This is a genomic window from Kitasatospora sp. NPDC001527 (assembly GCF_040298605.1).
Taxonomy (GTDB): Bacteria; Actinomycetota; Actinomycetes; order Streptomycetales; family Streptomycetaceae; genus Kitasatospora.
Genome location: NZ_JBEPAM010000006.1, coordinates 35,710 through 60,428, shown reverse-complemented (window position 1 = coordinate 60,428; position 24,719 = coordinate 35,710). Strand labels below are relative to the sequence as shown.

The 24,719-nt window shown below is 74.6% G+C and carries 25 protein-coding genes and 2 pseudogenes; 16 read left to right on the top strand and 11 right to left on the bottom strand.

What is annotated here, in order from left to right; genetic code table 11:
• Positions 1 to 211: 211 nt before the first annotated feature.
• The gene (locus ABT238_RS08280) at positions 212 to 337 is read right to left on the bottom strand and encodes a hypothetical protein (RefSeq protein ID WP_350542761.1); all 126 of its coding nucleotides are present in this window, start codon (positions 335 to 337) and stop codon (positions 212 to 214) included.
• Between the two features lie 89 nt (positions 338 to 426).
• Here ABT238_RS08280 and ABT238_RS08275 point away from each other — a divergent pair, with 89 nt between their 5' ends.
• Positions 427 to 2,637, top strand: coding sequence for a bifunctional glycosyltransferase/CDP-glycerol:glycerophosphate glycerophosphotransferase (locus ABT238_RS08275; protein WP_350756140.1), 2,211 nt, complete (start codon positions 427 to 429; stop codon positions 2,635 to 2,637).
• Positions 2,638 to 2,761: 124 nt separating this feature from the next.
• Here the strand turns inward: ABT238_RS08275 and ABT238_RS08270 are convergent, their stop codons facing one another.
• Positions 2,762 to 2,974 (bottom strand): EF-hand domain-containing protein, encoded by a 213-nt coding sequence (locus tag ABT238_RS08270; RefSeq protein ID WP_350560772.1) that lies wholly within the window; start codon positions 2,972 to 2,974, stop codon positions 2,762 to 2,764.
• A gap of 213 nt (positions 2,975 to 3,187) precedes the next feature.
• Here ABT238_RS08270 and ABT238_RS08265 point away from each other — a divergent pair, with 213 nt between their 5' ends.
• The gene (locus tag ABT238_RS08265; protein ID WP_350560774.1) at positions 3,188 to 3,856 is read left to right on the top strand and encodes a lysophospholipid acyltransferase family protein; all 669 of its coding nucleotides are present in this window, start codon (positions 3,188 to 3,190) and stop codon (positions 3,854 to 3,856) included.
• A 53-nt stretch (positions 3,857 to 3,909) separates the two neighbouring features.
• Here ABT238_RS08265 and ABT238_RS08260 read toward each other — a convergent pair whose 3' ends face one another.
• Both ABT238_RS08260 and ABT238_RS08255 read right to left on the bottom strand, forming a co-directional pair.
• On the bottom strand, positions 3,910 to 5,739 hold the full coding sequence (locus tag ABT238_RS08260; protein WP_350560776.1) for an ABC transporter ATP-binding protein: 1,830 nt from the start codon (positions 5,737 to 5,739) through the stop codon (positions 3,910 to 3,912).
• A gap of 236 nt (positions 5,740 to 5,975) precedes the next feature.
• Positions 5,976 to 6,749 carry an SDR family NAD(P)-dependent oxidoreductase gene (locus ABT238_RS08255; RefSeq protein ID WP_350560778.1) on the bottom strand — a complete coding sequence of 258 codons (774 nt, stop codon included), beginning with the start codon at positions 6,747 to 6,749 and terminating at the stop codon, positions 5,976 to 5,978.
• A gap of 187 nt (positions 6,750 to 6,936) precedes the next feature.
• On the opposite strand from ABT238_RS08255, the gene ABT238_RS08250 reads away from it, so the two are divergent.
• From ABT238_RS08250 to ABT238_RS08235, 4 genes are all read left to right on the top strand, one after another.
• Positions 6,937 to 7,137, top strand: coding sequence for a hypothetical protein (locus tag ABT238_RS08250; RefSeq protein ID WP_350560780.1), 201 nt, complete (start codon positions 6,937 to 6,939; stop codon positions 7,135 to 7,137).
• Between the two features lie 125 nt (positions 7,138 to 7,262).
• A complete protein-coding gene (locus ABT238_RS08245) occupies positions 7,263 to 8,189 on the top strand; it encodes a hypothetical protein (protein ID WP_350756137.1) in 927 nt (308 codons plus the stop codon).
• Positions 8,186 to 9,163, top strand: coding sequence for a DUF6895 family protein (locus ABT238_RS08240; protein WP_350560784.1), 978 nt, complete (start codon positions 8,186 to 8,188; stop codon positions 9,161 to 9,163). The genes ABT238_RS08245 and ABT238_RS08240 overlap by 4 nt, the downstream gene beginning before the upstream one ends.
• Before the next feature lie 149 nt (positions 9,164 to 9,312).
• The gene (locus ABT238_RS08235) at positions 9,313 to 10,425 is read left to right on the top strand and encodes a serine hydrolase domain-containing protein (RefSeq protein WP_350756135.1); all 1,113 of its coding nucleotides are present in this window, start codon (positions 9,313 to 9,315) and stop codon (positions 10,423 to 10,425) included.
• Between the two features lie 91 nt (positions 10,426 to 10,516).
• Here the strand turns inward: ABT238_RS08235 and ABT238_RS08230 are convergent, their stop codons facing one another.
• Genes ABT238_RS08230 through ABT238_RS08220 form a run of 3 tightly spaced genes read right to left on the bottom strand, consistent with a single transcriptional unit; the run spans position 10,517 to position 14,111 of the window.
• Complete coding sequence (locus tag ABT238_RS08230) at positions 10,517 to 11,410, bottom strand: SDR family oxidoreductase (RefSeq protein ID WP_350560788.1); 894 nt, start codon at positions 11,408 to 11,410, stop codon at positions 10,517 to 10,519.
• A complete protein-coding gene (locus ABT238_RS08225; RefSeq protein ID WP_350756133.1) occupies positions 11,407 to 12,405 on the bottom strand; it encodes an alpha/beta fold hydrolase in 999 nt (332 codons plus the stop codon). Before ABT238_RS08225 ends, ABT238_RS08230 begins: the two co-directional genes overlap by 4 nt.
• Positions 12,402 to 14,111: a flavin-containing monooxygenase gene (locus ABT238_RS08220; RefSeq protein WP_350756131.1), complete on the bottom strand. Its 1,710-nt coding sequence runs from the start codon at positions 14,109 to 14,111 to the stop codon at positions 12,402 to 12,404. Before ABT238_RS08220 ends, ABT238_RS08225 begins: the two co-directional genes overlap by 4 nt.
• A gap of 184 nt (positions 14,112 to 14,295) precedes the next feature.
• Here ABT238_RS08220 and ABT238_RS08215 point away from each other — a divergent pair, with 184 nt between their 5' ends.
• The 3 genes from ABT238_RS08215 (at position 14,296) to ABT238_RS08205 (ending at position 17,013) form a co-directional block, all read left to right on the top strand.
• Positions 14,296 to 15,072, top strand: a complete 777-nt coding sequence (locus ABT238_RS08215; RefSeq protein ID WP_350560794.1) for a MerR family transcriptional regulator — start codon at positions 14,296 to 14,298, stop codon at positions 15,070 to 15,072.
• Positions 15,073 to 15,264: 192 nt separating this feature from the next.
• Positions 15,265 to 16,260, top strand: a complete 996-nt coding sequence (locus ABT238_RS08210) for an ABC transporter substrate-binding protein (RefSeq protein ID WP_350560796.1) — start codon at positions 15,265 to 15,267, stop codon at positions 16,258 to 16,260.
• A 93-nt stretch (positions 16,261 to 16,353) separates the two neighbouring features.
• Complete coding sequence (locus ABT238_RS08205; protein WP_350560798.1) at positions 16,354 to 17,013, top strand: GNAT family N-acetyltransferase; 660 nt, start codon at positions 16,354 to 16,356, stop codon at positions 17,011 to 17,013.
• Here ABT238_RS08205 and ABT238_RS08200 read toward each other — a convergent pair.
• Complete coding sequence (locus ABT238_RS08200) at positions 16,926 to 18,896, bottom strand: SMI1/KNR4 family protein (protein WP_350560800.1); 1,971 nt, start codon at positions 18,894 to 18,896, stop codon at positions 16,926 to 16,928. The two genes, ABT238_RS08205 and ABT238_RS08200, sit on opposite strands and share 88 nt — an antisense overlap.
• A gap of 177 nt (positions 18,897 to 19,073) precedes the next feature.
• Here ABT238_RS08200 and ABT238_RS08195 point away from each other — a divergent pair, with 177 nt between their 5' ends.
• Genes ABT238_RS08195 through ABT238_RS08180 form a run of 4 tightly spaced genes read left to right on the top strand, consistent with a single transcriptional unit; the run spans position 19,074 to position 21,450 of the window.
• Positions 19,074 to 19,487, top strand: a complete 414-nt coding sequence (locus ABT238_RS08195; protein WP_350560802.1) for a hypothetical protein — start codon at positions 19,074 to 19,076, stop codon at positions 19,485 to 19,487.
• Entirely contained in the window at positions 19,484 to 20,368 is an 885-nt protein-coding gene (locus tag ABT238_RS08190; protein WP_350756129.1) for a hypothetical protein, read from the top strand. Before ABT238_RS08195 ends, ABT238_RS08190 begins: the two co-directional genes overlap by 4 nt.
• 28 nt (positions 20,369 to 20,396) lie before the next feature.
• Complete coding sequence (locus ABT238_RS08185) at positions 20,397 to 20,867, top strand: NUDIX domain-containing protein (RefSeq protein WP_350560806.1); 471 nt, start codon at positions 20,397 to 20,399, stop codon at positions 20,865 to 20,867.
• Positions 20,868 to 20,916: 49 nt separating this feature from the next.
• Positions 20,917 to 21,450 carry a GNAT family N-acetyltransferase gene (locus ABT238_RS08180; RefSeq protein WP_350756127.1) on the top strand — a complete coding sequence of 178 codons (534 nt, stop codon included), beginning with the start codon at positions 20,917 to 20,919 and terminating at the stop codon, positions 21,448 to 21,450.
• Positions 21,451 to 21,472: 22 nt separating this feature from the next.
• On the opposite strand, the pseudogene ABT238_RS08175 reads toward ABT238_RS08180, so the two are convergent.
• Positions 21,473 to 21,674, bottom strand: a pseudogene (locus ABT238_RS08175) (LysR family transcriptional regulator); the annotation flags it as partial.
• A 66-nt stretch (positions 21,675 to 21,740) separates the two neighbouring features.
• On the opposite strand from ABT238_RS08175, the pseudogene ABT238_RS08170 reads away from it, so the two are divergent.
• From ABT238_RS08170 to ABT238_RS08160, 3 genes and pseudogenes are all read left to right on the top strand, one after another.
• Positions 21,741 to 22,082, top strand: a pseudogene (locus tag ABT238_RS08170) (maleylpyruvate isomerase N-terminal domain-containing protein); the annotation flags it as partial.
• A gap of 74 nt (positions 22,083 to 22,156) precedes the next feature.
• Positions 22,157 to 22,360, top strand: coding sequence for a hypothetical protein (locus ABT238_RS08165; RefSeq protein WP_350756334.1), 204 nt, complete (start codon positions 22,157 to 22,159; stop codon positions 22,358 to 22,360).
• A 46-nt stretch (positions 22,361 to 22,406) separates the two neighbouring features.
• A complete protein-coding gene (locus ABT238_RS08160) occupies positions 22,407 to 23,114 on the top strand; it encodes a bleomycin resistance protein (protein WP_350756318.1) in 708 nt (235 codons plus the stop codon).
• 108 nt (positions 23,115 to 23,222) lie between these two features.
• Here the strand turns inward: ABT238_RS08160 and ABT238_RS08155 are convergent, their stop codons facing one another.
• Positions 23,223 to 23,624: a VOC family protein gene (locus tag ABT238_RS08155; RefSeq protein WP_502891411.1), complete on the bottom strand. Its 402-nt coding sequence runs from the start codon at positions 23,622 to 23,624 to the stop codon at positions 23,223 to 23,225.
• 49 nt (positions 23,625 to 23,673) lie between these two features.
• Positions 23,674 to 24,579 (bottom strand): (2Fe-2S)-binding protein, encoded by a 906-nt coding sequence (locus tag ABT238_RS08150; RefSeq protein ID WP_350756122.1) that lies wholly within the window; start codon positions 24,577 to 24,579, stop codon positions 23,674 to 23,676.
• Positions 24,580 to 24,719 lie beyond the last annotated feature (140 nt).

The window sequence follows — 24,719 nt, the reverse complement described above, 5'->3', positions numbered from 1 at the left end:
AGGTGACCACTCCCTCACACCCCGTGCCCGCCGGGCGGCCCGCGGGAACCACCAACCCGGGCCCGGATCGGTACGACTATCCGTTTAGGAAGTGAACACAGACGAGGGATTGACGTGGGAGTCGGCTCCAAGCAATATCTGTAGCGACCACGCGGGCGCGAGCCGCGCCCACCATCGTGTTCGACTGATGAAGACTCCGGCTCCCCCGTTCCTACTGCCAGGCCGCCTCGACGCTGCGGCGGCCGGGTTCGGGCGGTGCCCGGACCGGCGGCCGGCCGTAGAGGGTCGGCCGGGCCGCCACCAGGCTGCCGGTGCCACCCCGCACGGGGTCCGGCACCGGCGGCTCCGTCAGCCGCGGCACCGGCGGGTCCGGCACCGGCGACCTGCGGGTTCCCCCGGGCGCCCCGCTCGGTAGACTCGGCCAGCGTGCCAGTCCTCCTCAGCATCGTGCTCCCGGTCCACGGGGTGGAGCGCTTCCTGCCGCGCTGCCTCGACTCCCTCCTGGCGGACACCCCCTCCACCGAGTCCCGGTTCGAGGTGATCGCGGTCGACGACCGCTCCCCCGACCGCTGCGGCGCGATCCTGGACGAGTACGCGGCCCGCGAGCCGCGCCTGCGCGTCCTGCACCTCGCCGAGAATCAGGGCCTCGGCGGCGCCCGCGCCGCCGCCCTGCCCGAGGTGCGCGGCGACTACGTCTGGTTCGTCGACAGCGACGACTGGGTGCCCGAGGGCACGGTGGCCGCCCTCCTCGACGAGCTCGCCGCCGAGGCGCGGCGCGAGGACGGCGGCGAGGCGCCCGCCGACGTGCTGCTGACCGACTTCACGCACGTCTACCCCGACGGCGGCACCGAGCCCAACCCCTGGCGGCACGTGCTGACCGGCTCCCCGCTCGTCGCGGGGTGCACGCTGGCCGAGCACCCCGCGCTGTTCAGGACCGTGATGTCGGTCTGGAACAAGGTGTTCCGCCGGGAGTTCCTGCTCGGGCTCGGCGTCTCCTTCGGCCGCGGCTACTACGAGGACATCTCCGTCACCTACCCCGCGCTGCTCGCCGCCGGGCGGCTGCGCTACCTCGACCGCCCCTGCTACTTCTACCGGCGCGGCCGGGCCGGGGCGATCACCAGCACCGCCTCCGCCAAGCACGCCGACGCCTTCGCCCAGTACGACGCGATCTTCGCCTTCCTGGACCGGCCCGACCGCCCCGGCCGGCCCGTCCCGGAGGCGCTGCGCACCCTGGTCTTCGAGCGGACCGTGCAGCAGGCGCTCACCGTCTACGACACCCCGGGGCTGGTCCCGGTCGGGCTGCGGCCCGAGTTCTTCCGCCGGATCGCCGAGCACTTCGCCCGGCACCGCCCGGCGGGCTACCGCTTCCCCGGGGGCGTGCGCGGGGTGCAGTACCGGCTCGCGGCGCGCGGCGCCCGGCGCGCGTACGCGGAGCTGCGCCGCACGGGGCGGCTGCCGCGCGAACTCAAGCGCGGGGCCCGGGCGGTGGCGCCGGCCCTGAAGAAGGGGGTGCGCAGCAGCGCCCGGTTCACCGCGTACAACGCCTTCCGCCGGATGCCGCTCGACCCCGGGCTGGCGGTGTACGCCGCGTACTGGCACCGGGGCTACGCCTGTAGCCCGGCCGCGATCTACGAGAAGGCGAAGGAACTGGCGCCCGCGATCCGCGGGGTCTGGGTGGTGGAGAACCGGACCCAGGCGGCGGCGCTGCCGGAGGGCGTGCCGTACGTCATCGTCAACACCCCGGCCTACCTGAGGACGATGGCCACGGCGAAGTACTTCGTGAACAACGTCAACTTCCCGCGCACCATGGTGAAGCGGCCGGGCACGGTGCACGTCCAGACGCAGCACGGCACGCCGCTCAAGGCGATGGGCATGGACCTCAGGGACCACCCGGTGGCGGCCGACGGGATGGACTTCGACCGCCTCCAGGAGGCGATCGACCGCTGGGACTTCCTGGTCTCCTCCAACCCGCACACCAGCGAGCACTTCGCCCGGGCCTTCCCCGGCCGCTACGAGATGCTGGACACCGGCTACCCGCGCAACGACCGGCTGGCGAACGCGACGCCGGCCGAGACGGCGGCGATGCGCGAGCGCTTCGGGCTGGAGCCCGGGCAGCGGGCCGTGCTGTACGCGCCCACCCACCGGGAGGCGCGCGGCGGCTACGTGCCGCTGCTGGACGTGCGGGAGCTGGCACGGCGGCTGGGACCGGGGTTCACGCTGCTGGTGCGCACCCACTACTTCCACACCGGCGGCCCGGGCGACCTGACGGAGCAGGAGGGCGCGGCGCGGATCCTGGACGTGTCGGCGCACCCGACCGTGGAGGACCTCTACCTGGCGGCGGACGTGCTGGTCACGGACTACTCGTCGATGATGTTCGACTACGCCGTGCTGGACCGGCCGATCGTCGTCTTCGCGCCGGACTGGGAGGAGTACAAGCGGGACCGGGGCGTCTACTTCGACCTGTTCGAGCAGCCGCCGGGCGCACTGACGACGGATCCGCAGGGGCTCGCGGCGGCGCTGCTGGCCGGGGATCCGGAGCCGGTGGCGCGGGCGGAGTTCCGCAAGCGGTTCTGCCCGTGGGACGACGGCGGGGCGGCGGAGCGGGTGGTCCGCCGGGTGTTCCCGACCACCGGCTGAGAACGGGCCGCCGTACGACACACGGTGGCAGGGGCGCGCGGGAACACGGCGACGGGCCCCGGGGAGCGAGCTCCCCGGGGCCCGTCGGGCGTCGCGTCTCGCGACAGCCCCGGCGCGTGTCGCGTCAGCCCTGGCGCGCGGCCAGGAACTCCTCGAAGGTCAGCTCACCGTCGTGGTCGGTGTCCATCGTCTTGATGACGGCCTCGGCCACGGCGATCGAGGTGGTCAGGTCGCCGAGCTCACGCGCGACCAGCGCGTACTCGGTGGCGGTGATCCGGCCGTCGCCGTTCACGTCGTACTTGTCGAACGCCGCGCGGATGTCGTCGACGTCGGCCATGGGCCCTCCAGGGATGATCAGCTTCTTATGTGTCATTCCGACGGCCGTACCCTACCCGGCCGTGGTGAGCGCCACGGTCGGCGGGAGTGGACGGCCGCCGGGGTGGGTGTCGTAGTCTGCGGGTCTGATCCCGGCCCGGCCGGGCCGACCAACGCCGTTCGTCGTCACCCCAGGCCCGGGCACCTCTCGGGCGTGCTCGTCCAGGGAGGGACCATGCTCGATCTCGTCACCAGGCTGGTACTGAAACCGCTCGCCCGGGGGATCTGGCGGCCCACCATCGAGGGCATGGAGAACCTCCCGCGCAAGGGCGGCGTCATCCTGGCCAGCAATCACCTCTCGTTCATCGACAGCGTGGTGATCCCGCTCACCGCGCCGCGCCGGGTGCACTTCCTGGCCAAGGCCGAGTACTTCACCGGCACCGGCCTCAAGGGCGCGCTGTCGCGCGGCTTCTTCGAGGGCATCGGCGCGGTGCCGGTCGAGCGCGGCACCTACCGCTCCGCGCAGGCCTCGCTGGAGCGGGCGCTGGAGATCCTGGAGGACGGCAAGGCCTTCGGCATCTACCCGGAGGGCACCCGCTCGCTGGACGGCCGGCTCTACCGCGGCAAGACCGGTGTGGCCTGGCTGGCCCTGACCGCCGGTGTCCCGGTGGTGCCGGTGGCGCTGGAGGGCCCCGAGCAGATCCTGCCGATCGGCAAGCGCGTGCCGCGGCTCAAGAAGGTGACGGTCCGTTTCGGCGAGCCGCTGCACTTCGACGAGCTGCACGGGCAGGCCCGTTCGCTCAAGGCCCGCCGCCAGGTCACCGACGAGGTGATGGCGGCGATCCAGCGGCTCTCCGGCCAGGAGGTCGTGGAGACGTACAACGAGGTGCCCCAGGCCGCCTGAGCGAGGATCCCGGTGTGCCGCGGCCCGGCCGGCGGCACACCGGCCGGTGCGGGTCAGGGGGCGACGGCCGCGACCGGGGACTCCGCGACCGGGGACTCCCGGCGCAGCAGCGCGGCGTAGCGGCCGTCCGCCGCCAGCAGCTCCTCGTGGGTGCCGAGTTCGGCGACCTCGCCGCGGTCCAGGACGGCGATCTGGCCGGCCGCGCGCACGGTGGAGAGCCGGTGCGCGATGGTGATGGTGGTGCGGCCCGCCGCCAGGGTGTCGATGGCCTCCTGGACGGCGCGTTCGGTGCTGTTGTCCAGCGCGCTGGTGGCCTCGTCGAGGATCAGCACCGGCGGGTTGCGCAGGATGGTGCGGGCGAGCGCGAGGCGCTGCTTCTCCCCTCCCGAGAAGCGGTAGCCGCGCTCGCCGACCAGGGTGTCGTAGCCGTCCGGCAGGGCGGCGACGGTCTCGTGGATCCGCGCGGCCCGGGCGGCGGCGACGAGCTCCGCGTCGGTGGCGTCCGGCTTGGCGAAGCGCAGGTTGTCGGCGACCGAGGCGTGGAAGAGGTAGGTCTCCTGGGAGACCACGCCCACCGCGCGGGCGAGCGTCTCGAAGGACAGCTCGCGCACGTCCACCCCGTCGATGGTGACCCGGCCGCCGGTGACGTCGTAGAGCCGGGGCACCAGGTAGCTGAGCGTGGTCTTCCCAGAGCCGGTCTCGCCGACCACCGCGAGCGAGCCGCCGGCCGGGATCCGCAGGTCCAGCCCCGCCAGGGTGGGCCGCTCCTGCTCCGGGTCGTAGCGGAAGTCGACGCCCTCGAAGCGGACCTCGCCGCGGACGGTGTCCAGCGTGACGGGGTGCGCGGGCTCGTCGATCTCCACGGTCAGGTCCAGGTACTCGAAGATCCGCTGGAAGAGCGCGAGCGAGGTCTGCACCTGGACGCCGGTGGAGAGCAGGCTCACCGTCGGGCGGAACAGGCCCTGCTGGAGCGAGACGAAGGCGACCAGGGTGCCGACGGAGACGATCGGGGCGCCGCCGGCCGCGGCCAGGCCGGCCGCCCAGTAGATCACCGCGGGCATCGCGGCCATCACGATCTGGATGGTGTTCATCCGCCAGCGGCCGGCCATCGAGGCGCGCACCTCCAGCTCGGCGAGCCGGTCGGACTGGCCGGTGAACTCGCGGGAGAGCGAGTCGGAGCGGCCCATGGTGCGGCCGAGCAGGATGCCGCTGACCGAGAGCGACTCCTGCACCGCCGAGCTCATCGCGGCGAGCTGCTTCTGCCGCTCGCCGGTGATCTTCTTGCGCTCGTTGCCGACCCGCCGGCTGATCCAGACGAACAGCGGCAGGAGCAGCAGCGAGACCACGGTGAGCCGCCAGTCCAGCGCCACCATGGCGACCACCGAGGCGATCACCGCGGTGAAGTTGGAGACCAGGGAGGTGGCGGTGGAGGTCACCGTGGACTGCATGCCGCCGATGTCGTTGGCGATCCGGGACTGCACCTCGCCGGTCCGGGTGCGGGTGAAGAACGCCAGCGACATCCGCTGGAGGTGGCCGTAGACGGCGGTGCGCAGGTCGTGCATGACGCGCTGGCCGACGGTGGTGGAGATCAGCGTCTGCAGCACGCTGAAGATGCTGTTGACCACGGCGGCGCCGACCATGCCGAGCGCCAGCGCGGTCAGCAGGCCGGTACGGCCCTGCGGGATGGCGGTGTCCAGGACGGCACGCAGCAGGAACGGCGTGGTCACCGAGACCACGGCGGAGGCGGCGACCAGCAGGCCGACAACGGCGAGCCGGCCCGCGTAGGGGCGGAAGAGCGCGAGGATGCGGCGCCACTGGGTCGGCGGGCGCGGGTCGTCCTCGGCGCGGGCGGGCGGGGTCCACTGGATGCCTTCGGGGCGCACGGCGGGCAGCCTCCCTCGGACGGCCGGGCGGGCGCGGCCCGGACGGGGACGCGCGCCGACGGCGGGTGAGCGGTCGGGCGGCCGCCAGCATAACGAGACAGGCTCATAGTTAGCAAAGCTAATAGTGAGATGCCCTCTGTGATGCCGGATGCCGGGCCGCCCGACCGGGCCGCCCGCGCCGTCCACCGACCGACCGCGCGGCCGACCGCCCACCCGCCCGTCCGCGCGGCCGCGGCTCAGGTGGTGCGGTAGGTGCGGGCCGCCTTGGAGGAGACGCCGCCGAGCTTGCCCGACGGCAGCACCCGGGCGATCGCCACCGCCAGCTTGTAGCGCTTGCTCGGCACCGAGACCGACCGCCCCCGGGCGAGGTCGCGCATCGCCTCGTCGACCACGCGCTCCGCGGACAGCCAGCCCCAGGCCGGAATGTTGTCGGTGCCCATGCCGGCCCGCTCGTGGAACTCGGTGCGGGTGAAGCCCGGGCAGAGTGCCATCATCCGCACCCCGGTGCCGCCGAGGTCGCGCATCACGCCCTGGGTGAAGCTCACCACCCAGGCCTTGCTCGCCCCGTACGTACCGCGCGGCAGGAACGCCGCCACCGAGGCCACGTTGACGACCGCGCCGCGCCCGCGCTCGCGCATCCCCGGCAGGGCGGCCGTGGTCAGCCGCAGCACCGCCTCGATGTGCACCTTCAGCATGTCCAGCTCGTCCTGCAGCGGCACGGTCGAGAACGCGCCCCGGTTGCCGAAGCCGGCGTTGTTCACCAGCAGGTCCACCGGGCGGTCGCCGTCGGACAGGCGGGCCTCGACATCCGCGATGCCCTTGTCGGTGGAGAGGTCGGCGCCGAGCACCTCCACCTCCACGCCGAACTTCCCCCGCAGGTCCGCGGCGCAGCGCTCCAGGCGCTCGGTGTCCCGGGCGACCAGGACGAGCCGGTAGCCGCTCCGGGCGAGCCGGCGGGCGAACGCGGCTCCGATGCCGGCGGTCGCGCCGGTGATCAAGGCAGTGGTCATGCAGCGACCGTACCTACTTGCGGGTACCCGCGACAGCCCGGCGGTTCCGGTGCGCCGCGCGCCGGCGACTCCCCGTGGTCACGGTCACGGAGCGTGCAGGGGTGGCGCCGTTCGGTTCGTGCTCGTATCGTCGATCGAGGGGGCACCGCCGGACCCGGCGGTGGAGATCCTATGAGGAGGCACTCAGATGCTTGCTCAGACCACCCGTACCACGCGGGCACCGCTCGCCACCCGGGCCGAGATCGACGCGCTCGGTACGTTGATCACGGAGGACGAGGCGGCCGTCAGCGACGCGCCCACGTACCAGCCCGAAGCCGCAGGCCTGCTCCTGCTCCTCGGACTCATCCTGCTCTCGCCGCAGAAGGCGCCCAAGGAGAAGACCCGGTAGACCCGAGGATCCGGTCGACCCGGTCGAGCCCTCGGCCGGGTCAACGGCCCGACCGGGGCCTCGACCGACCGGACCGACCGGACCCGAAGGTCCTGAGCACGCTCCAGACAGGAGAATCCCACTCCATGCCGTTCGCCGACACCACGCTCCGCGACGAGTACGCGGCGGCCGTCGAGCGAGTGGCGGGCCGGGTCCTCGACGCCCTCCGGGGTGCCGGGGACCCGGCCGCGCCCGCCCGCCCGTCCGCCCCGGACCCCACGCGGCCCACCCACCCGACACCCTCCGCGCCCGTGACGCCGTCGACGCCGTCGGCACCCGAGGGCCCCCTGCTGGACGAAGGCCCCCTTCCCAAGGCCTCGCTGGCGGCGGTGCGGGTCCTGGGGCCCGACCTCTTCGCCGCCCCGCTGCTCGCCGGCCTGCCCCCCGACGGGCCGACCGCCGACGCCGCGGCCGAGGCCCTCGACACCTTCCCGATGGCCGAGTCCTCCCCCGCGCACGGCGCCACCACCGCGCACCCGGCCCCGCTGGACGCCGCGCTCGCCAACGCGTGGCGGGACCGGGCCACCGCACGGCTCGTCGAACTGGCGGGCCGCCCCGCCCCGGTAGCGGGACCCGAACCGGCGTGCCTCCCGGAGCCGACGGCGGGCGACTGGCCGCGCTGGTCCGTGGCCATGGCCCGGCTCTCCGCCCTCGCCCTCCCCCGGCTCGACGGCCCCGTGCACGACCTGGCCCGGCGCCACTCGCTGACGCTGGCCCGCGGCGTCACCCGCTCCATGCTCCGCCGCGACTACCGCACCGCCGCCCGGCTCGCCCGCTGGCTGGCCTGGACCGAGGCGAACGGCGGACCGGCGCACCTGGACCTCGGCCCCGTACTGGACCGGATCCGGGCGGTCGGCGACGGCAGCACCCGCATGTGGCTCGAACTCTCCATCACCGAAAGGCTGTCGGGCGCCGGCACGACGGCCGCCGGAACACCCGCGGAGCCCACCCGGCCCGGGAACCGTCCGGCCCACGGAAGCACCGGCGACTCCCCGGACGGAGCGGCGGCATGACGAACGCCCAGATCATCGCCACCGCCCAGCAGGTCGGATCGCAGGCGCTGCGCTGGCTGCACTCCTACTACGACCGCGGCCTCGGCGGCTTCGACGACGACGTCACCATGGACCTCGCCAACCCCAACGACATCTACAAGCCGCTCGGCGAAGTCGCCCTGGCCACCGGCCTGCTGCTGCGCGAGGGGGTCGCCGGGGCCGACGACACGCGGATCGCCCGCCAGGTCATCGACCTCGCCTGGGCCGAACTGCGCGAAGGGGACCTGCTGTACGACCGGCAGCTGCGCTACCCGCTGATGACCGACCCGCTGGAGGTCTACGTCCACTTCGCGCGGGCCGGATACCGCCACCGGCCCCTGGAGGACCAGCTGGCGACGCTGAACCGGCTGCACTCCGTGCGGGCCGCCGAGCAACTCCCCAGCCGCCGCCTGGCCTCCGCCAACGCCCGGCGCGTGATCGGCCTGGACCAGCTCGAGGACTGGGACGCGCTGGCCGGCGCCACCTGGCTGGGCGCCACGCCCGAGCCGTGGCTCATCGACTGGCTCACCGCCTACTACGTCACCCACTCCGTCTTCCACCTCACCGACTGGGGCGCCCGCCCCGAGTGCCTGGCCCCGCACATCCGCGACTACCTGCGCGACTGGCTGCCGGCATGGCTCGAGGTGTGGCAGGAGGTCGGCCACTGGGACCTCGTGGGCGAACTGCTCATCGTCGCCGCCTGCATCGGCGAGCTCGAACAGGGCACGACGGGCTGGGCCGCGCTGGCGTCCGCCCAACAGCCCGACGGGCTCCTGCCCAAGGACGCCAACACGGCGACGGAGGGGGATCCCGCCCAGCTGCTCGCCGACCACGGGCACACCGCCGTGGTCGCCGTGGTCGCCGCCACCACCACCCTGGCCCGCGCGCTCGGCGGCACGACCGGGGCGTCCGCGGGCGCGCCGGCGGTGGCGCTCGGCGCGCCGCCGGAGAACTAGGCCCTCCCTTTCGGATCACGCCGGGCGGTCGCCGCCGGAGCACGCACTCCCCCAGCCTTCGGCCGGGAGGTGCCCCCGTCTCCGCACCGCCGATGCACGCACTCCACCGACACCCGCCGACCCGACGTGATCCGAAAGAGAGCGCCCAGGTGACCACCCTCGACGAACCCGCGCAGGTGAACGACGAGTCCTGGGGCGAAAGGGAGCTGGCGGACCTGGTCCGCGCCGCCGGGCCCGGTGCCAGCGCCGTGACGCTCGCTGTGACGCGGGGCGATCGGCAGGCGGTACGGTGCGCCGGGCGGATGGACCACGCCGCCGGCGAGCCCTGCACACCCGACACCGTCTTCGAACTCGGCTCCATCACCAAGACGTTCACCGCCCTGCTGCTCGCCGACCTGGCCGCACGGGGCGAACTCGCCCTCGACGACCCGGTGGAGCGGCACCTGCCGGTCGGCTGGCAGCCCGCCGAGGTCCGGCGCGGCGGGCCGATCCGGCTGCTCCACCTGGCCACCCACACCTCCGGCCTGCCGAGGCTGCCGCCGGGACTGATCGCCAGCGCCGTCGCGGCCTGGAGCAGCAACCCGTACGCCGCGTACGACGAACGGCGACTGCGGGCGGGCCTTGCCCGGACCATCGTGCGACACCGGCCCGGCGAGCGGTTCGGGTACTCCAACTTCGGCGTCGGGCTGCTCGGGCGGCTGCTCACCGAGGCGGGTCGCAGCACCGGCTACGCGGAACTGCTCGCCGACCGGATCTGCCGACCGCTCGGGATGCGCGCCACCACCTGCTCGCCCGACCCGCCGCACCGGGCGATCGGCCACCGGCACGGGCGTCCGCTGCCACCGTGGCGCATCCCCGGCCTCCCGGGCGCGGGTGCCGTCCGGGCCAGCGGCGCCGACCTGCTCCGGTACCTGCGTGCGCATCTGCGGCCGGGCGAGGGCGGGTCGGCGGACGGGGGCGGCTCAGCACACGGGGGCGCCCTGGCGGACGCCCTGCGGGACGTGCAGCGGCCGCGACTGAGGCTGCCGCGCTCGGGTGACCAGCTCTGCCTGGTCTGGAACCACCGGCGCACCCTCGACGGCCGCGACCTCCTCTTCCACTCGGGCGGCACCCGCGGCTGCACCTCGCTCATCGCGTTCTGCCCGCAGACCGCCACCGCCGTCGCCGCCCTCTGCAACGCCGGCCCGAGCCGGCGGGGCAACTTCGCGCAGGCGGCCTACGACGTGTTCAAGCGGCTCGCCCTGGCGGAGGACGGGGAGTAGGGCGGGGCGCGGGGCTGGGTGGCTGACAGCTGACAGATATTGATATCTGTCAGCTGTTATCTGTTATCTGTCAGCTGTCAGCCACCGTCCGTCAGTGCCGCTCCGAGCGGGCCGCGGTGTCGGCGGCGCCGCCGGCGCCGACCGCGCGCAGGCGGGTGGCGGCGGTCGCGGCGAGCTGGGGCGCAAGCCGGGCCACGTCGCGGGAGCCGACCGCGGCGATCAGCGACGGCAGCATCCAGCGGACCGGCTGCATGCCGCGCAGCCAGGCCTGGGCGTAGACGTGGGCGGAGCGCCGGGCGATCCCGGCGACCAGCCGGTCCACCGCCGGCTCCAGCGGGTACGTCTTGTTCGCCGGCCACGGCAGCCGCGCGCGCATCTGCTTGAGCACGGTGTCCTCGTCGGCCCCGCGCACCATATCGGTGTCGGTCCAACTCAGGTAACCAACACCGACCTTGACGCCCTCGTGGGCGACCTCGGCGCGGATCGCGTGGGCGAACGCCTCGACGCCGGACTTGCTCGCGCAGTACGCGCTCATCAGCGGCGCCGGGGTGAGCGCCGCCAGCGAGGCGATCTGCAGCAGGTAACCGCGGCTCTCCGCGAGCACCGGGAGGAAGGCCCGGGCGGTGGCCACGCTGCCGAGCAGGTTGACCTCGATCACCCGGCTGAACGCCCGGTGGTCGTTCTGCAGCAGCGGGCCGCCGATCGCGATCCCCGCGTTGGCGACGACGGTGTCGATCCGGCCGTAGTGCTCCTTGATCCGCCCGGCGAGCGCGGTGAGCGCCTCGACGTCGGTGACGTCGGCCTCCCAGGCGGTGGCGTCCGGGCCGCACTGGGCGGCGACGGCCTTGAGCTCCTCCGGTTCCAGGCCGACCAGCGCGACCTTGGCACCGCGGCGAGCGAGGCCGCGGGCCAGCGAGGCGCCGACGCCGCGCGCGGCTCCCGTGACGACGGCGACCTGGGCGGAGAGCGGCGGGGTGGCGGTCATGCGACGGCGGTCCTCTCGGGGTCGGTGGTGGTCACAGTTCCGGCGGCGGTGTCGGTGTCGGCACCAGGGGCGCCGGCCGGCTGAGCCGGAAGGTGGGCGGTCGCCATCCGGTCGATCTCGGCGGCGATCTCGGCCGGCCGCTCAAGTGGCGCCATGTGACCGACCCCGGGCAGCAGGAGCAGCCCCTGCGGGTCGGCCAGCGCCGCGACCATCCGGTGCGCGTGCACCGGCGGGGTCAGCCGGTCCTCGGCGCCGACCACCACCGACGTCGGCGCGGCGAGCCGGGCGAGCCCCGCGCGGACGTCCAACCGGTCCAGCACCTGGGCCCAGTTGGCCCGCACGCCGGTCGGGCAGGCGTGCACGATCCGGGCCGCCGCCTCGACGCTCGCGGCGGGCGCACCCGCCCCCATGATCGCGTACCCCAGCGCGGCCCGGGTGAGCGGACCGACCGGTCCGAGCGGCAGCCGCGAGCGCAGGATCTGCCGGTGCAGGAAGCGCCGCACCCCCGGGGAACGCACCGCCCCCGGGACCACGCGCAGTTCCTCGACCAGGTCCGACGGACCGGTGGAGACCAGCACGGCGGCGGCCGTGCGCTCGGCGACCTCGGGCCGGGCGGCGCCCGCCATGACGGTCATGCCGCCCATGCTGTGCCCGGCCAGCACCGCCCGCTCGCCCTGCGGGACGACCCGGGTGAGCACCGCCGCCAGGTCCTCGGCCAGCGCGCGGGTCGAGTAGCGCACCCGGCTGGGCGGGACCTCGCTGCGGCCGTGGCCGCGCTGGTCGTAGGCCACCACCCGGTACCGGTCGGCGAGCCGGTGGATCACCGGCGCCCAGAAGTGGGTCGAGCAGGTCCAGCCGTGCGCGAGCACCACGGTCGGCGCGCCGGGCTGCCCGTGCACCTCGACGTGCAGCCTGGTCCCGTCGGCGGAGAGGACGGCCAACTCCTCGGCGGGGACGGGCGGGAGGAAGTCGGCGGGAATCGTCGGGCGGCTCATACCAGGACCTCCCCGGCCTCGGCGGTGGTCGCGGACAGTCCCGGACGGCCGTCCTGACGGAGGATCAGTTCATACTCGGTGAGGTCGACCTTGCGGGTGGCGCGGCGGAACGAGGTGGTCGATCCCGGCCAGAGCACGGTGTTCTTGCCGCTCTTGTCCAGGTACCAGCTGCGGCAGCCACCGGTGGTCCAGACGGTGCGGTCCATCCGGTGCTGGAGTTCGAGGTTCCAGCGGCGCTGCGCCCGGGCGGAGGGCTGCATGGCGGTCGCGCCGATCTCGTCGAGCGTCTTCAACGCGTCGATCATGTAGTTGAGTTGGGACTCGATCATCAGGATCATCGAGCTGTTGCCGAGGCCGGTGTTGGGACCGATGACGAAGAAGAAGTTCGGGAAGCCGTGCACGGTGGAGCCGCGCAGCGCCTCCATGCCCTCCTTCCACTCCTCGGCGAAGCTGGTGCCGTTGACGCCGAAGACCCGGGAGCCCATGGGCATGTCGGTGACGTGGAACCCGGTGCCGAAGACGATCGCGTCCACCTCGTGCTCACTGCCGTCGGCGCCGACCAGGGCCGAACCGCGCACCTCGCGCAGGCCGCCGGACACCACCTCGGTGTTGGCGGCGGCGAGCGCCGGGTAGTAGGTGTTGCTCAGCAGGATGCGCTTGCAGCCGATCCGGTAGTCGGGGGTGAGCCGGGCGCGCAGGGCCGGGTCGGCGACGCCGTCGGCGATGTGCCGTTCGGCGAGCCGCTGGACCGCCCGGAGCAGGCCCGGGCGCCGGACGAAGGCGTCCACCTGGAGCTCGCGCAGCGCGAACAGGGCGCCGCGGCGGACCTTGGCGGTGAAGGGGAACCGGCCGTGCAGCCACTTCTCCAGCTCGGTGATCGTCCGGTCGCGGCGCGGCAGGACCCAGGCCGGGGTGCGCTGGAAGACCGTCAGCTTCCCGACCTCCGGCTGGATCGCCGGGATGATCTGGGCGGCGGAGGCCCCGGTGCCGACCATCGCGACGCGCTTGCCGGCGAGGTCGAAGTCGTGGTCCCAGCGGGAGGAGTGGAACACCTCGCCCGGGAAGGAGTCGAGGCCGGGCAGGTCGGGGATCTGCGGGTCGGCGAGCGGGCCGGCGGCGGAGACGATGGCGTCGGCGGTCCAGCGGCCGGCCGTGGTGGCGATCCGCCAGTGGGTCCGCTCGACGTCCCAACGGGCCTCGACGACCTCGGTGTTGAGCCGCAGGTGGGGGCGCAGGCCGAAGACGTCGGTGACCTTCTCCAGGTAGGCGCGGATGTCCGGCTGGCCGGAGAAGCTGCGCGGCCAGTCCGGGTTGGGGGCGAAGGAGAAGGAGTAGAGGTGGGAGGGGACGTCGCAGGCGCAGCCGGGATAGCTGTTGTCGCGCCAGGTGCCGCCGACCGAGTCGGCGCGCTCCAGGATGACGAAGCTCGTGATGCCGGCGCGGCGCAGCCGGACGCCCGCGCCGAGACCGCCGAAGCCGGAGCCGATGACGGCGACCCGGACGTGCGGGACGGGCTGGTCGCCCACGGGCTCGGGCCCGGCGGCCCGTTCCTCGGCGGACTGCACCGCGACGGGCCGCTCCGCGACCGGCTCGTCCACGGCGGGCCGCTCCGCGGCGGGCTGGCCCCCGGTGGACGCGGCCTCGTCGGGGACGGTCGCCTCGGCGTCGGACGCGCGAGGGCGGGGGCGCTTGCTGCTGGATGCCATGCGGCGTCCTCCTGGAGGTGGGGGCCGTGGGGCGCGCGTCGCCGCTGCTCGGCTCGGCGCGGCGCGGGTCACGCCAACCGTGCCATCAATCACTGGCACGGTTGGCAGGGTAGCCCTTGTTGACAGTTGATGGAAGAAGCCCGACCGACCCGATCGGACGATCGCCGGTCCTATGCTGAGCGCCGTGGACAAGGTCGAAGCTGCTGCCGAGGACAGACAACGCGAGTTCCGGGTGGAGGAACTGGCCGAAGCGGCCGGGATCACCACCCGCACCCTGCGTTTCTACCGCGAGCGCAAGCTTCTCCAACCGCCGCGCAGGCAGGGGCGGATCGCCTGGTACGGCGAGGCCCACCTGGCCCGGCTGCGGATGATCGCCGAACTGCTGGAGCGCGGCCACACCCTGGGCGGCATCGCCGAGCTCATCGGCGCCGGGGAGAGCGGGCGGGACGTCGCCGAGCTGATCGGCCTGGAGGCGGCGATCGTCGCGCCGTGGTCCGACGAGACGCCGGTCCGCCTTGACTGGGACGAGCTGAAGGCTGCCCTCGGGGACCAGCTGACCGAGGAGAACACCGCCGAGTCCATCGCCCAGGGCTTCATCACGATCGAGGAGGACGGGATCACCCACGTCAGCCGGCGGCTGATGGACGCCACCGTCGCGCTGGTCGCGGAGGGTGTGCCGCTCTCGGTGGTCCTGGAGGCCAGTCGGCAGACACAGGAGCACGTGACGGCGATCGCCGAGATCTTCACCTCCCTGGTGCGTGAGCACCTGCTCGGCGCGCTGGCCGGCGACACTCCGCTGCCGCCCGGCGAGGCCGCCCGGCTGACCGAGCAGGTCCTGCGGGTCCGCCCCCTCGCGCGGACGGTCACCGACGCCCAGTTCGCACTGGCGATGGACCGCCGGGTGCACGCCGACTACGACGAACTGCTCCGCCAGCGTCTGGAGCACCGGGAGGACGGCTGACGGCCGGCGACCCACCGGCCGACGACTGACAGCTGACAGCTGACGAAATCTGTTATCTGTTTTCTGATATCTGTCAGCTGTCATTTGTCAGCCGCCACCCGCCGTGCGCGCACACACGCTGACGCGTAACGGTCCGCGCCGCCGGGCAGGGATGGGACGCCTCGCCGTCTGCCTCCGGAACGGAGTCGCCCGATGCCCGACGCTCCCGGCCACCCCCACCGCCTCCGCACTCCCCCGACCCGCCGCCGGCTGCTCACGCTGACCGCCGGGCTCGCCTCCGGACTGGCGCTCACCGCCTGCGGTTCCGGCGGCCCGGCGAAGGCGGGCGGATCGAACGCCCCGGACGGCCGCGTCGTCCGGCACGCGCGCGGCGAGAGCACCGTCCCGGCCCGGGCAACCAGGGTCGTCGTCCTGGACACCGACGCCCTGGACTCCGCCGTCACCCTGGGCATCACCCCGGTCGGCGCCACCACCGGCACCGCCGGCGCGCCGCTCTCCGCCTACCTCCCCGCCGAACGCCTCGCGGGCGTCAGGACCGTCGGCACCATCGGCTCGCCCGACCTGGAGGCCATCGCCGGCCTCCGCCCGGACGTCATCCTCAGCAACCAGGTCCGCGACGACAAGCGCTACGACGAACTCTCCAAGATCGCGCCGACCGTGCTGAGCAGGACCACCGGCCCGGCCTGGAAGGAGAACGTCCGGCTGCACGCCGAGGCCCTCGGCCGCCAGAGCGAGGCGGCCGCCGCCGAGCAGGCGTACCGGGCGAAGCTGGCCGAGCTGGTCACCGCGCTCGGCGGTCCGCAGAAGGCGGCCGCCCTCAAGGTCGAGATGGCCCGCTTCCTGGCCGGTGCGCCCACCCGCCTGTACCTCAACGACACCTTCATCGGCTCGATCCTCACCGACCTCGGCGTCGGGCGCCCCGCCAACCAGAACAAGCCCGGCTTCTCGATCGAGATCAGCCCCGAGCAGGTCGACCAGGCCGCCGCCGACGTCATCTTCTACTCGGTCTACGGCGACGCGGCCAAGTCCGACCACACGAAGATCGTCGGCGGCACGCTGTGGAACAGCCTCGACGCCGTCCGCACCGGCAAGGTCTACCAGGTCGACGACAACCTCTGGATGCTCGGCATCGGCTACACCGGCGCCGGTCTGATCCTCGACCAGATCCGTCACCACCTCGCCGCCTGACGACAGCCTGACCCGACCCCGCCCGACCCCCCAGCCCGGCCCGCACCGGGAAACCGGATGTCGGCAGGGCGGGCCCGGGCCTACCATCCGGTCATGATCGAAGGTAAGGCAGTACGGCTGCGCGCCCTGCGCGCCGAGGACGCGGAGCACCACCTCCGGTGGCGCAACGACCCCGAGGTGATCCGGCTGGCCGCGGCCGGGGATCCGCTCTTCGGCCCGACCACCGCCGAGGCGCTGGCGGACCGCTTCGAGCGGATCCTGCGGCTCAACGCACGCGAGGCCGGCATGCTGACCGTCGAGGAGACGGCCGGCGGCCGTCCGATCGGCCTGGTCGACTACCGGGGCCTCGACCCGTACGAGGGCGTCGCCGAGGTCGGGATTGCCATCGGCGAGCGGGATTTCTGGGACCGCGGCTACGGCTCCGAGGCGCTCGGCCTGCTGGTGGACCACCTGTTCGGCGCGTTCCCGCTGCACCGCCTGGAGCTGGACACCTGGAGCGGCAACGCCCGCGCCGCCCGCGCGTTCACCCGGCTCGGCTTCCGCGAGGAGGGGCGCCGCCGGTCCGCCGTGCTGGTCGCCGGAGTCCGCTACGACCGCCTGCTGTTCGGCATGCTCCGGCAGGAGTGGGAGGAGCGGCGGCGCTCCGGCCCCGGCCCCGACGGTACTCAGGGCGTCCCGGACTCCCCGGGAGCGGGCGGTGCCGCCGGCGCCTCCAGCAGGTCCGGCGCGTCCCCGGTATCCGGGGCCGGCTGAAGCCCGCCGGACACAACCACCCGCACAAGACCCTCACCCGGCAGCCGGGGTGGCGTCCACGACGGGTCGGCGAAGACGTGCAGCCGCCCCTCGGTGAGCGCGAACCGGGGCAGCGCCACCCCGAACTCGACGGCGAGCGCGGTCAGCAGGCCGTGCTCACCCTGGCGGCCATGGGCGTGCGGACCGAAGTGGCGGTCCGGGTCGAGGGCGGGCGGCACGTCCGCCATTCCGCTACGGCCGATCTCCGGTCCGCGCACGGTGAACCCGTACCGCTCCTGTCCGCCGTCGGCCACGGACACGTGGAAGAAGCCCTCCTCCGGTACGACGAACACGGCGAGGGCCCGCCCGCCCGTCCGGCCGGAGGCCGTCACGGCCGGGGCGGCGATACGCGGCCCCGCCGACCCCGCCGACCCCGCCCAGGTCTGGACCTCGAAGGCGAAGCTCCAGCCGGACCCGCCGTCACCGCCCGCGTGGCCGACGAACGCGGGCTCCGGGTCCTCGGAGGAGAAGACCGTCCGGCCCCGGAGCCGGTCCCGCTCGGCCTCCCAACGGCTCGCGGGCGGCTCCAGGACCGCGCCCTCCCCGGCGAGGACGGCCGGAAGCCCGTCCGGGGCCACCCCCTCCACCAGCACGAAGCGGTAGGGCCGGGGCCGGTCGGATCGCGGCTCCAGGGCGAGCCAGGCGAGGCCGTCCCCCGCGGACTCGGGCTCCTCGCCCCCCGGCTCCCCCGCCGCCCCGTCGGGCAGGCCCCGCGGCGTGGCCAGCAGCTCCCGACCGCGCTCCGCCGTGAGCAGCGGCCCCAGCAGCGGGTCCGCGAGCAGCCCGACCGGTGCGAGGTGGTCCGGCCCGACCGGCGTCCAGTGCGGCAGCGCGGGGCGCAGCGTCCGCCAGGCGGCGTCCGTGGCGCCCCAGCGCGCCTGCTCCCGTGCCCGTTCGACGGCCTCGCCGAACGGGCCGGACGCGGTGTAGCGGTACTGGCGCCCACGCACCTGCCGGAGCACCTCGTCGGCCGCGGCCCGCAGATCGCCGGCGCCCACCCGCAGCCTGTACCCCCACGCGGTCGTGTCCTGCCCGGTCCGCACATGGTGGGCCGCGAGCACCGGCACCACCTCACCGAGGTAGGCGGGATCGCGCGGCAGTTCACCGAAGGTCGGATCGGGCGTCCCTTGCTCGAACCGGCGGAGCTGGTCGAGCATGCCGAGGGCACGCGGCCGCCCGTACGCGACGGCCTCGGCCAGCGCCTCCCGCGCCCGCTGGTACGCCCCGGCCAGCGCGTCCTGCCGGGCGGCCGCGACGCGCGCGTCCTGCTCGCGGGTGGTGGCGTTGACGAACGCCGCGCCGTGCCGGTGGGCGCTCAGGCGGTGGAACTCCTGGTACATGGCCACCATGAACGCCCGGAACGACGGGTACCGCACGGGCGGCGCGGCCCGCCACGAGGCGTAGCAGTACACCGCCCACTCCCCATCGGCGCCGGCGTCGCCCGGATCGAGCAGGACGCGCGTCAGGTCCGACTCGACGTCGAGCTGCAGGGCCCGGTCCCACATGCCCGCCGACTCGTCGTCCTCGAAGTACTCGCTGGTCCCGTCGGCGTCCCGGTGCCAGCGCGCGCCGTCCGTCCCGGCCAGCCGGAAGACGAAGCCACCGGCGTGCCGCCACCCGTCGCTCACCGCGAGGAACTCCCGGTACGACGGCGGCAGCACGCACCCCAGCTCGGCCTGCGCCGCCGCGACCCGCTCCGCCGGGGCCCCGGCGAACCCCAGCCGGCGTGCCCGCCACGCCTCCTCGTCCCCGTCCCGGAGCTCCCCCGGACCGGTGCACGCGCCGGCCCACTCCTCGCTCCAGCGGACGAGGAAGGACCGCCAGTCGAACGCCTGCTCACTCATGGCGGTGATCCTTGCACGCACCACCGACAATTCCCGTCGGTCCGTCAGACAGCCTGTCGCGAAAGGGCATCGAATGGCGTGCCGCGTCCTCGCACCGGGCCCGCTGATCCCTATGCTGTGCGCCGCAGGGACCGGCACCGCACGCCGGTTCCGGAGTCGGAGGGGGGAACCTCGACCATGGACCACGTCCTGGAACTCGCGCGGACGGCGGGTCCGGCGGTCACCGGTCTGCTGCTCGGCACGTCGTGGCAGCGGGTACGCGACGGGATCGTCGAACTGTGGCAGCAGGCCGCGCCGGAGCAGGGTGAGGCGATCGGCGCCGCGCTCGACACCGCGCGTCAGGTGCTCGTCGCCGCGCAGGAGCAGGGGGACGACGGTGCCGCGACGCGCACCGGACAGGAGTGGGAGCAGCGCTTCACCTATCTGCTGGCCCGGAACCCGGAGCTGGCGGACCGCCTGCGCGCACTGCTGGCCACCGAGCGGCCCGTACCGGCGACGGGGCCCGTCGTCGGCGGGCGGGCCCAGTACGCGCACGTGACCGGCGGCGGCTCGGCGTACATCGCCGGCGGCGACATCACGATCACGAAATGAGCACGCGAAACCCCGGGCCCCGGGGCCGTGGGCAGTCGGGAAACGTCTCCGGCGGCGGCTCGGCGTACATCGCCCACGGCAGCATCACCATCACCCAGCCGCCGCCCCCGCCGCCGCGCCGCTCCCGGGGGTGGCTCGTCGTGCTCGCCTGCGCCGTCCTGGCCGGCGCGGCGGTGGCGGGCACGGAGATCGGACAGAGGCTGGTCGGGGACGATTCCAACGACACCGGCGCCCAGGTCACGCAGCCCGTCCCCGGCCCGCCCGCACCGCCTTCGCCAACACCGACACCGACACCGAGCCCGACGCCGAGCCCGACGCCCACGCCCACTCCGCAGCCCCCGGCCCCCGCGGAGCCCGGCTTCACGCTCGCCCCCACGGCCGAGGCCCCCGCTCCACCGGCCCCGCCGGTCACCACCACGGCTCCACCGGCGACCACCCCGGCGAGGCCGTCCCCGGTGGCATCGGTCAAGGAGACCGTGCGCTTCGAGGGGACGGTCCGGCTCGCCGGCTCGGTGGACCTCGACGAGAACCCGCCGCGGGTGCTGAGCAATCAGGAGCCCTCGCTGTACCTCCCGGGGTTCGGCGTCAACTACCCGACCCCCGGCAGCGGCCAGGGCGCGACCGCCGTGGGTGGCGTCGGCGGCTTCCCACCCCTGCCGGCGCTCGCGCCGTACACCGGCCCGCAGGATCCGACCCGCAAGCGGTGCGCCGACCTGCTCAGCTCCCAGGCGACCGAGGCCCTGCTGGTCGAGACGGGCACCCGGTTCTGCGTACGTACCATCAACGGCCGGGTCGGCCTGGTCACCGTGGAGGGCTACGACGGAACCGGGTTCACCTACACCTTCAACGGCCATGTCCTCATCTGGGAGGCCATCGGCTAGGAGAGGGAGCGGGAGAGGGAGGGACGGCATGGCCAGGCGGGACTACGAGGACAATCCCGGGGCTCCGGCGGCGAACAGTCCGGTGCCGGCGGCCTCCGTGGTCGTGGTCGACGAGGTGTCGGGGCGGGTGCTGTTGCAGCGGCGCACGGACAACGGGATGTGGGCGCTGCCCGGGGGGACGATGGAGCTGGGCGAGTCGATCGGCGCCTGCGGGGTGCGGGAGACCCGGGAGGAGACGGGGATCGAGATCGTCGTCACCGGGATCGTCGGGACCTACACCGACCCCTCCCACGTGATGGCCTACGACGACGGCGAGGTGCGGCAGGAGTTCTCGATCTGCCTGCTCGGACGGCCGGTCGGGGGCGTGCTGCGGACGTCCGACGAGTCGTCCGGGGTCGGCTGGTTCACGCCGGAGGAGAGCGACGGACCGGCGATGGTGCCGAGCGTGCGCAAGCGGCTCACGGACTGGCGCGGCGGCGGCGGGCCGGTGGTCCGCTGAGCCCAGGGCGCCCTGGACGGCCCCCGCCGGCGGCCGCAGACTGGCCCACGTGATCGATCTCCGCGTCCTGACGCCCGCCGACCCCGCCGACTGGCCGCTGTGGCGGGACGCCCGGCTGGCCGCGCTCGCCGATGCGCCGTACGCGTTCAAGGTGCGGCTGGCGGACTGGCCCACGGGCGGCGAGGCGCAGTGGCGCGCCCGGTTCGCGCGGCCGGACGCCGTGCACGTGGTGGCGGTGCCGGCGGACGGGCGGCCGGTCGGTCTGGCGGGCGGGGTGCCCGGGGACGGGGACGGGGACGGGGACGGGGACGGCGTGCGCGAGTTGCGCTCGGTCTGGGTCGGTCCGCAGGCCCGGGGGCGCGGGGTCGGGGACCGGCTGCTCGCCGCCGTCGAGGCGTGGGCGCGGCGCGGGGGCGGCACGTCGCTGCGCCTCGCCGTGCTGCCGGGCAACGCGGCCGCCCTCGCGCTGTACCGGCGCCACGGGTTCGTCGACGCGAGTGAGGGCGGAGACGCGGGCGGGGCAGCGGGCGGAGACGCGGGCGGGACGGCGGAGCGCGTGATGGTCAAGCGGCTCACGACGTGACCGGCCCGGCCGCGTCGAACGCCGCGTACGGCAGGACGGCCGCCCCCGCCTCCGCCGGGTGACCGAGCGCCCGGTGCGGTCGGGCAGTTGCCGGCCCGGTTCGCGCTCCAGCTGACGGGTCTGCGCGCTGATCCCGGGTTGCGCGAGGTGCAGGCGCTCGGCCGCCCGGGTGAATCCGCCCCCTCGACCACCGCCACCAGGTACCGCAACTGCCGGAGCTCCATGACCGTCGGTTCCAGGGACCGGAAGAACCGGCTCCTGGACTTCCGGCCACCGCGTCCCGCAGCCTGGTGATCACGCGGAACACCCACCCGCACCGTGCCGCCGACCTGCGCTCCGCGGTCGCCGCCGAGCGGCGCGAACTCGCCGACGTCCTGGACGGCCTGTCCGATGCGCGGTGGAACTCGCCCTCGCTCCGCGCGGGTTGGCGGGTGCGCGAGGTGGCGGCGCACCTGGGCACGGGCTTTCGCCACCGGATGCCGCGGATCGCCGTCGAGCCGGTCCGCTCGGGCGGCGGCCCGCACCGGACGACCGACCGCTTCGCCCGCCGCGACGCCCGCGTGCCCACCGGGGCCCAACTCGCCGCCACCCCGCGGGACAACGCGGACCCCCGTGGACACCGCCGGTCGGCGGTCTCGCCGCCGCGCTGGGGCACGACGTCGTCCACGGCCCGGACATCACCGTCGCACTCGGCCTCGGCCGCCGGGTGCCCGCCGAGCGGCTGCGTCCACTGCCGGAGGACGTCACCCCGCGTACCCTGCGGTTCTTCGGCGCCCGCCCGGACGGCGTCCGGCTGCGCGCCACCGATCTCGACCGGTCGTACGGAAGCGGCAGTCGGACGGTCGCCCGACCGGCCGAGGAGTTGCCGCTCCTCGCGTACGGACGCCGCGTTCCCGGGGCCGACATCTGACCGGAAGCCTCCGGATCGCGGTCAACCAGGGGTAAAGTCAGCGGGCATGGTCGAATCGACGGTTCCGATCCTGCCCTGTCAGGCCCTCCCACCAGTGCTCGAGTTCTACACCGCGCTCGGCTTCGAGGTGACCCTCCATCAGAAAAGCCCCAACCCGTACGCCGTGGTCCAGCGCGGCGCCATCCAGCTGCACTTCTTCGGCATGAAGCAGTACGACCCGGGCGCGTCCTACAGCACCTGCCTGGTCCGCACGGACGACGTGGACGCGCTGCACGCCGCCTTCCAGGACGGCCTGCGGTCCGCCTACGGTCGGGTGCCGACCCGCGGGCTGCCGCGCATCGGCCCGGTCGCCGACACCTCGCACGGCGTACGGCAGTTCCTGGTGACCGACCCCGGCGGCAACTGCCTGCGGATCGGCCAGCCGATCCGCGCCGACCAGCGGCACCAGCCCGCCCCCGAGGAGCCATTCGCGAAGGCGCTGCACCACGCGGCGCTGTTCGCCGACTCGAAGGAGGACCCGGCCGCGGCCGCCCGGGTACTGGACCGCGCGCTGGCCCGGCCGGACGGACCGCCCGCGCCGGTGCTGCTGTTCCGCATCCTGGCGATGCGCGCCGACCTGGCCCACCGCCTCGCGGACGGCGCGAGCGCCCGGACGTTCACCGAACGGGCCGAGGGCGTCGCCGCCGAACTCACCGAGGAGGAACGGGAGTCGGTGCGCGACGACCTCAAGCGGCTGGCCGACGTCCTGCTCTGATGCCCCGTCGGGCACGGCTGGGGCTTGCGACGGTCCTCGGGCAGCGCGAACGGCGTACGCGGCACACCGCCTCGCACCGCCGGCGCGCTGCTCGGGAGTCCCGCCCGGTCAGGAACTCCACCGGCGGGCGCAGAGCACCAGGCGGTAGCCGTCCGGGTCGGCCACGGTGACGCCGTACTCGTCCCAGTAGGGGTTGTGCGCGGGCGCGCGGGTGCCGCCGGCGTCCTCCAGGCGGCGGACCAGCGCCTCGTCGACGGGGGCGCCGAGGTAGACGACGAAGAGGTCGTCGACGGTGGGCGCCGGCTCGACGGGGTGCTGGGGGTCGCGGGTGAGCTCGAAGTGCCAGCCGCCGCCGGAGGGGCCGACCATCAGGAGGTCGTGCCGGCCGGGGACGCGCTCGGTGCTGCGCCACAGGACGGCGAGACCGAGTCCGTCGACGTAGAAGCGCTCGGCCGCGGCGAGATCCCGGGAAGGGCGTGCGACCCGGACGTGGGTGGTGGAGTCGATCACGGGCACCGAGCCTACCCGGCGCGCGCCGGGCGGGCGGCCGGACGGGCCGTCAGAGTCTGCGCAGCCGTTCCTCGTCAGCGGTCCGCGGACACGTGACGCAGGCCCGGGCCGGCTCGACGGCGTAGTAGAGGCAGCAGCCGAGGCGCGTGCGGGTGTGGTGGGTGCGGCCGTCCTCGCCGCGCAGCACGCGGAAGCCGGCGGCACCGGGCAGCGGGTCGGTGCGCCCGGGCAGGACGGCCGCCGCGGCGGCGACGGCGGCGTCCTCGTGGGCCGTGCCGGGACCCGGGGCGCGCGCGTCGAGCCGCTTGCCGAGGTACCAGATCGCCGAGGCGAGGTCGTCGGTGACCATGCCCCACAGCGCGCGGGTGCCGCGCCGGGTGGGGGCGGCGAAGGCGGCGAGCAGCGGTTCGGCGTGGGCGACGACGGCGGCGCGCAGTTCGGCGCGCAGCTCGTCCTCGCCGGGGAGCGTGACATGGGCGCCCGGGCGGAGCGCGAGGTCGCCGGTGGGGGCGTGCAGCCACAGGTCCGCGCCGTCGATCGAGGGGACGCGCCCGCCCAGCCACCAGGGCCCGGCGATCAGCACGCAGAGCGACCAGAGGTAGTGGTGGAGCAGCCGGGAGGCGGCCACGTGCGGGCGCGGGGCGGTGCCGTGCGCGGCGGCGACGGGGGCGATGCGTTCGGCCTCGCCGGCCAGCGCCCGCTCCAGCGCGTCCGGCTCGCGGGCCAGCTGGGCGGCGGAGTACCAGCCCTGCGCGGGCGCGGGGTCGGGTTCGTCCGCCGCGATCAGTCGCACCCGGAGCACCGGGCAGAGGTCCAGCAGCAGCCGGTAGTCGGCGTCCAGCGGGTTCGCGGGACGCGGCGCCACGGGGGCGGCGACCGGCGCGGCGAGCGGTGCGACGGGCGGCACGACGGCCGCCTGGGCACCGGGCAGGACACCGGGCACGACGTCGGGCACGACGGCAGGCAGCGGTGGACCCGAGAAGATCATCGGCACTCCCGAGATCGCATTAGGTGAGGCTCACCTTATAGGCAGTCGGCGACCCGCACATGCCGACCCCGGCCACCCGCCCCGGGGTGTCCCCGGTACGGACCAAT

Coding starts and splice junctions, on each gene's coding strand:
- ABT238_RS08270 (WP_350560772.1), bottom strand. CDS start 2,974: ATGGCCGACGTCGACGACATCCGCGCGGCGTTCGACAAGTACGACGTG.
- ABT238_RS08265 (WP_350560774.1), top strand. CDS start 3,188: ATGCTCGATCTCGTCACCAGGCTGGTACTGAAACCGCTCGCCCGGGGG.
- ABT238_RS08255 (WP_350560778.1), bottom strand. CDS start 6,749: ATGACCACTGCCTTGATCACCGGCGCGACCGCCGGCATCGGAGCCGCG.
- ABT238_RS08250 (WP_350560780.1), top strand. CDS start 6,937: ATGCTTGCTCAGACCACCCGTACCACGCGGGCACCGCTCGCCACCCGG.
- ABT238_RS08245 (WP_350756137.1), top strand. CDS start 7,263: ATGCCGTTCGCCGACACCACGCTCCGCGACGAGTACGCGGCGGCCGTC.
- ABT238_RS08240 (WP_350560784.1), top strand. CDS start 8,186: ATGACGAACGCCCAGATCATCGCCACCGCCCAGCAGGTCGGATCGCAG.
- ABT238_RS08230 (WP_350560788.1), bottom strand. CDS start 11,410: ATGACCGCCACCCCGCCGCTCTCCGCCCAGGTCGCCGTCGTCACGGGA.
- ABT238_RS08225 (WP_350756133.1), bottom strand. CDS start 12,405: ATGAGCCGCCCGACGATTCCCGCCGACTTCCTCCCGCCCGTCCCCGCC.
- ABT238_RS08220 (WP_350756131.1), bottom strand. CDS start 14,111: ATGGCATCCAGCAGCAAGCGCCCCCGCCCTCGCGCGTCCGACGCCGAG.
- ABT238_RS08210 (WP_350560796.1), top strand. CDS start 15,265: ATGCCCGACGCTCCCGGCCACCCCCACCGCCTCCGCACTCCCCCGACC.
- ABT238_RS08205 (WP_350560798.1), top strand. CDS start 16,354: ATGATCGAAGGTAAGGCAGTACGGCTGCGCGCCCTGCGCGCCGAGGAC.
- ABT238_RS08200 (WP_350560800.1), bottom strand. CDS start 18,896: ATGAGTGAGCAGGCGTTCGACTGGCGGTCCTTCCTCGTCCGCTGGAGC.
- ABT238_RS08195 (WP_350560802.1), top strand. CDS start 19,074: ATGGACCACGTCCTGGAACTCGCGCGGACGGCGGGTCCGGCGGTCACC.
- ABT238_RS08190 (WP_350756129.1), top strand. CDS start 19,484: ATGAGCACGCGAAACCCCGGGCCCCGGGGCCGTGGGCAGTCGGGAAAC.
- ABT238_RS08185 (WP_350560806.1), top strand. CDS start 20,397: ATGGCCAGGCGGGACTACGAGGACAATCCCGGGGCTCCGGCGGCGAAC.
- ABT238_RS08160 (WP_350756318.1), top strand. CDS start 22,407: ATGGTCGAATCGACGGTTCCGATCCTGCCCTGTCAGGCCCTCCCACCA.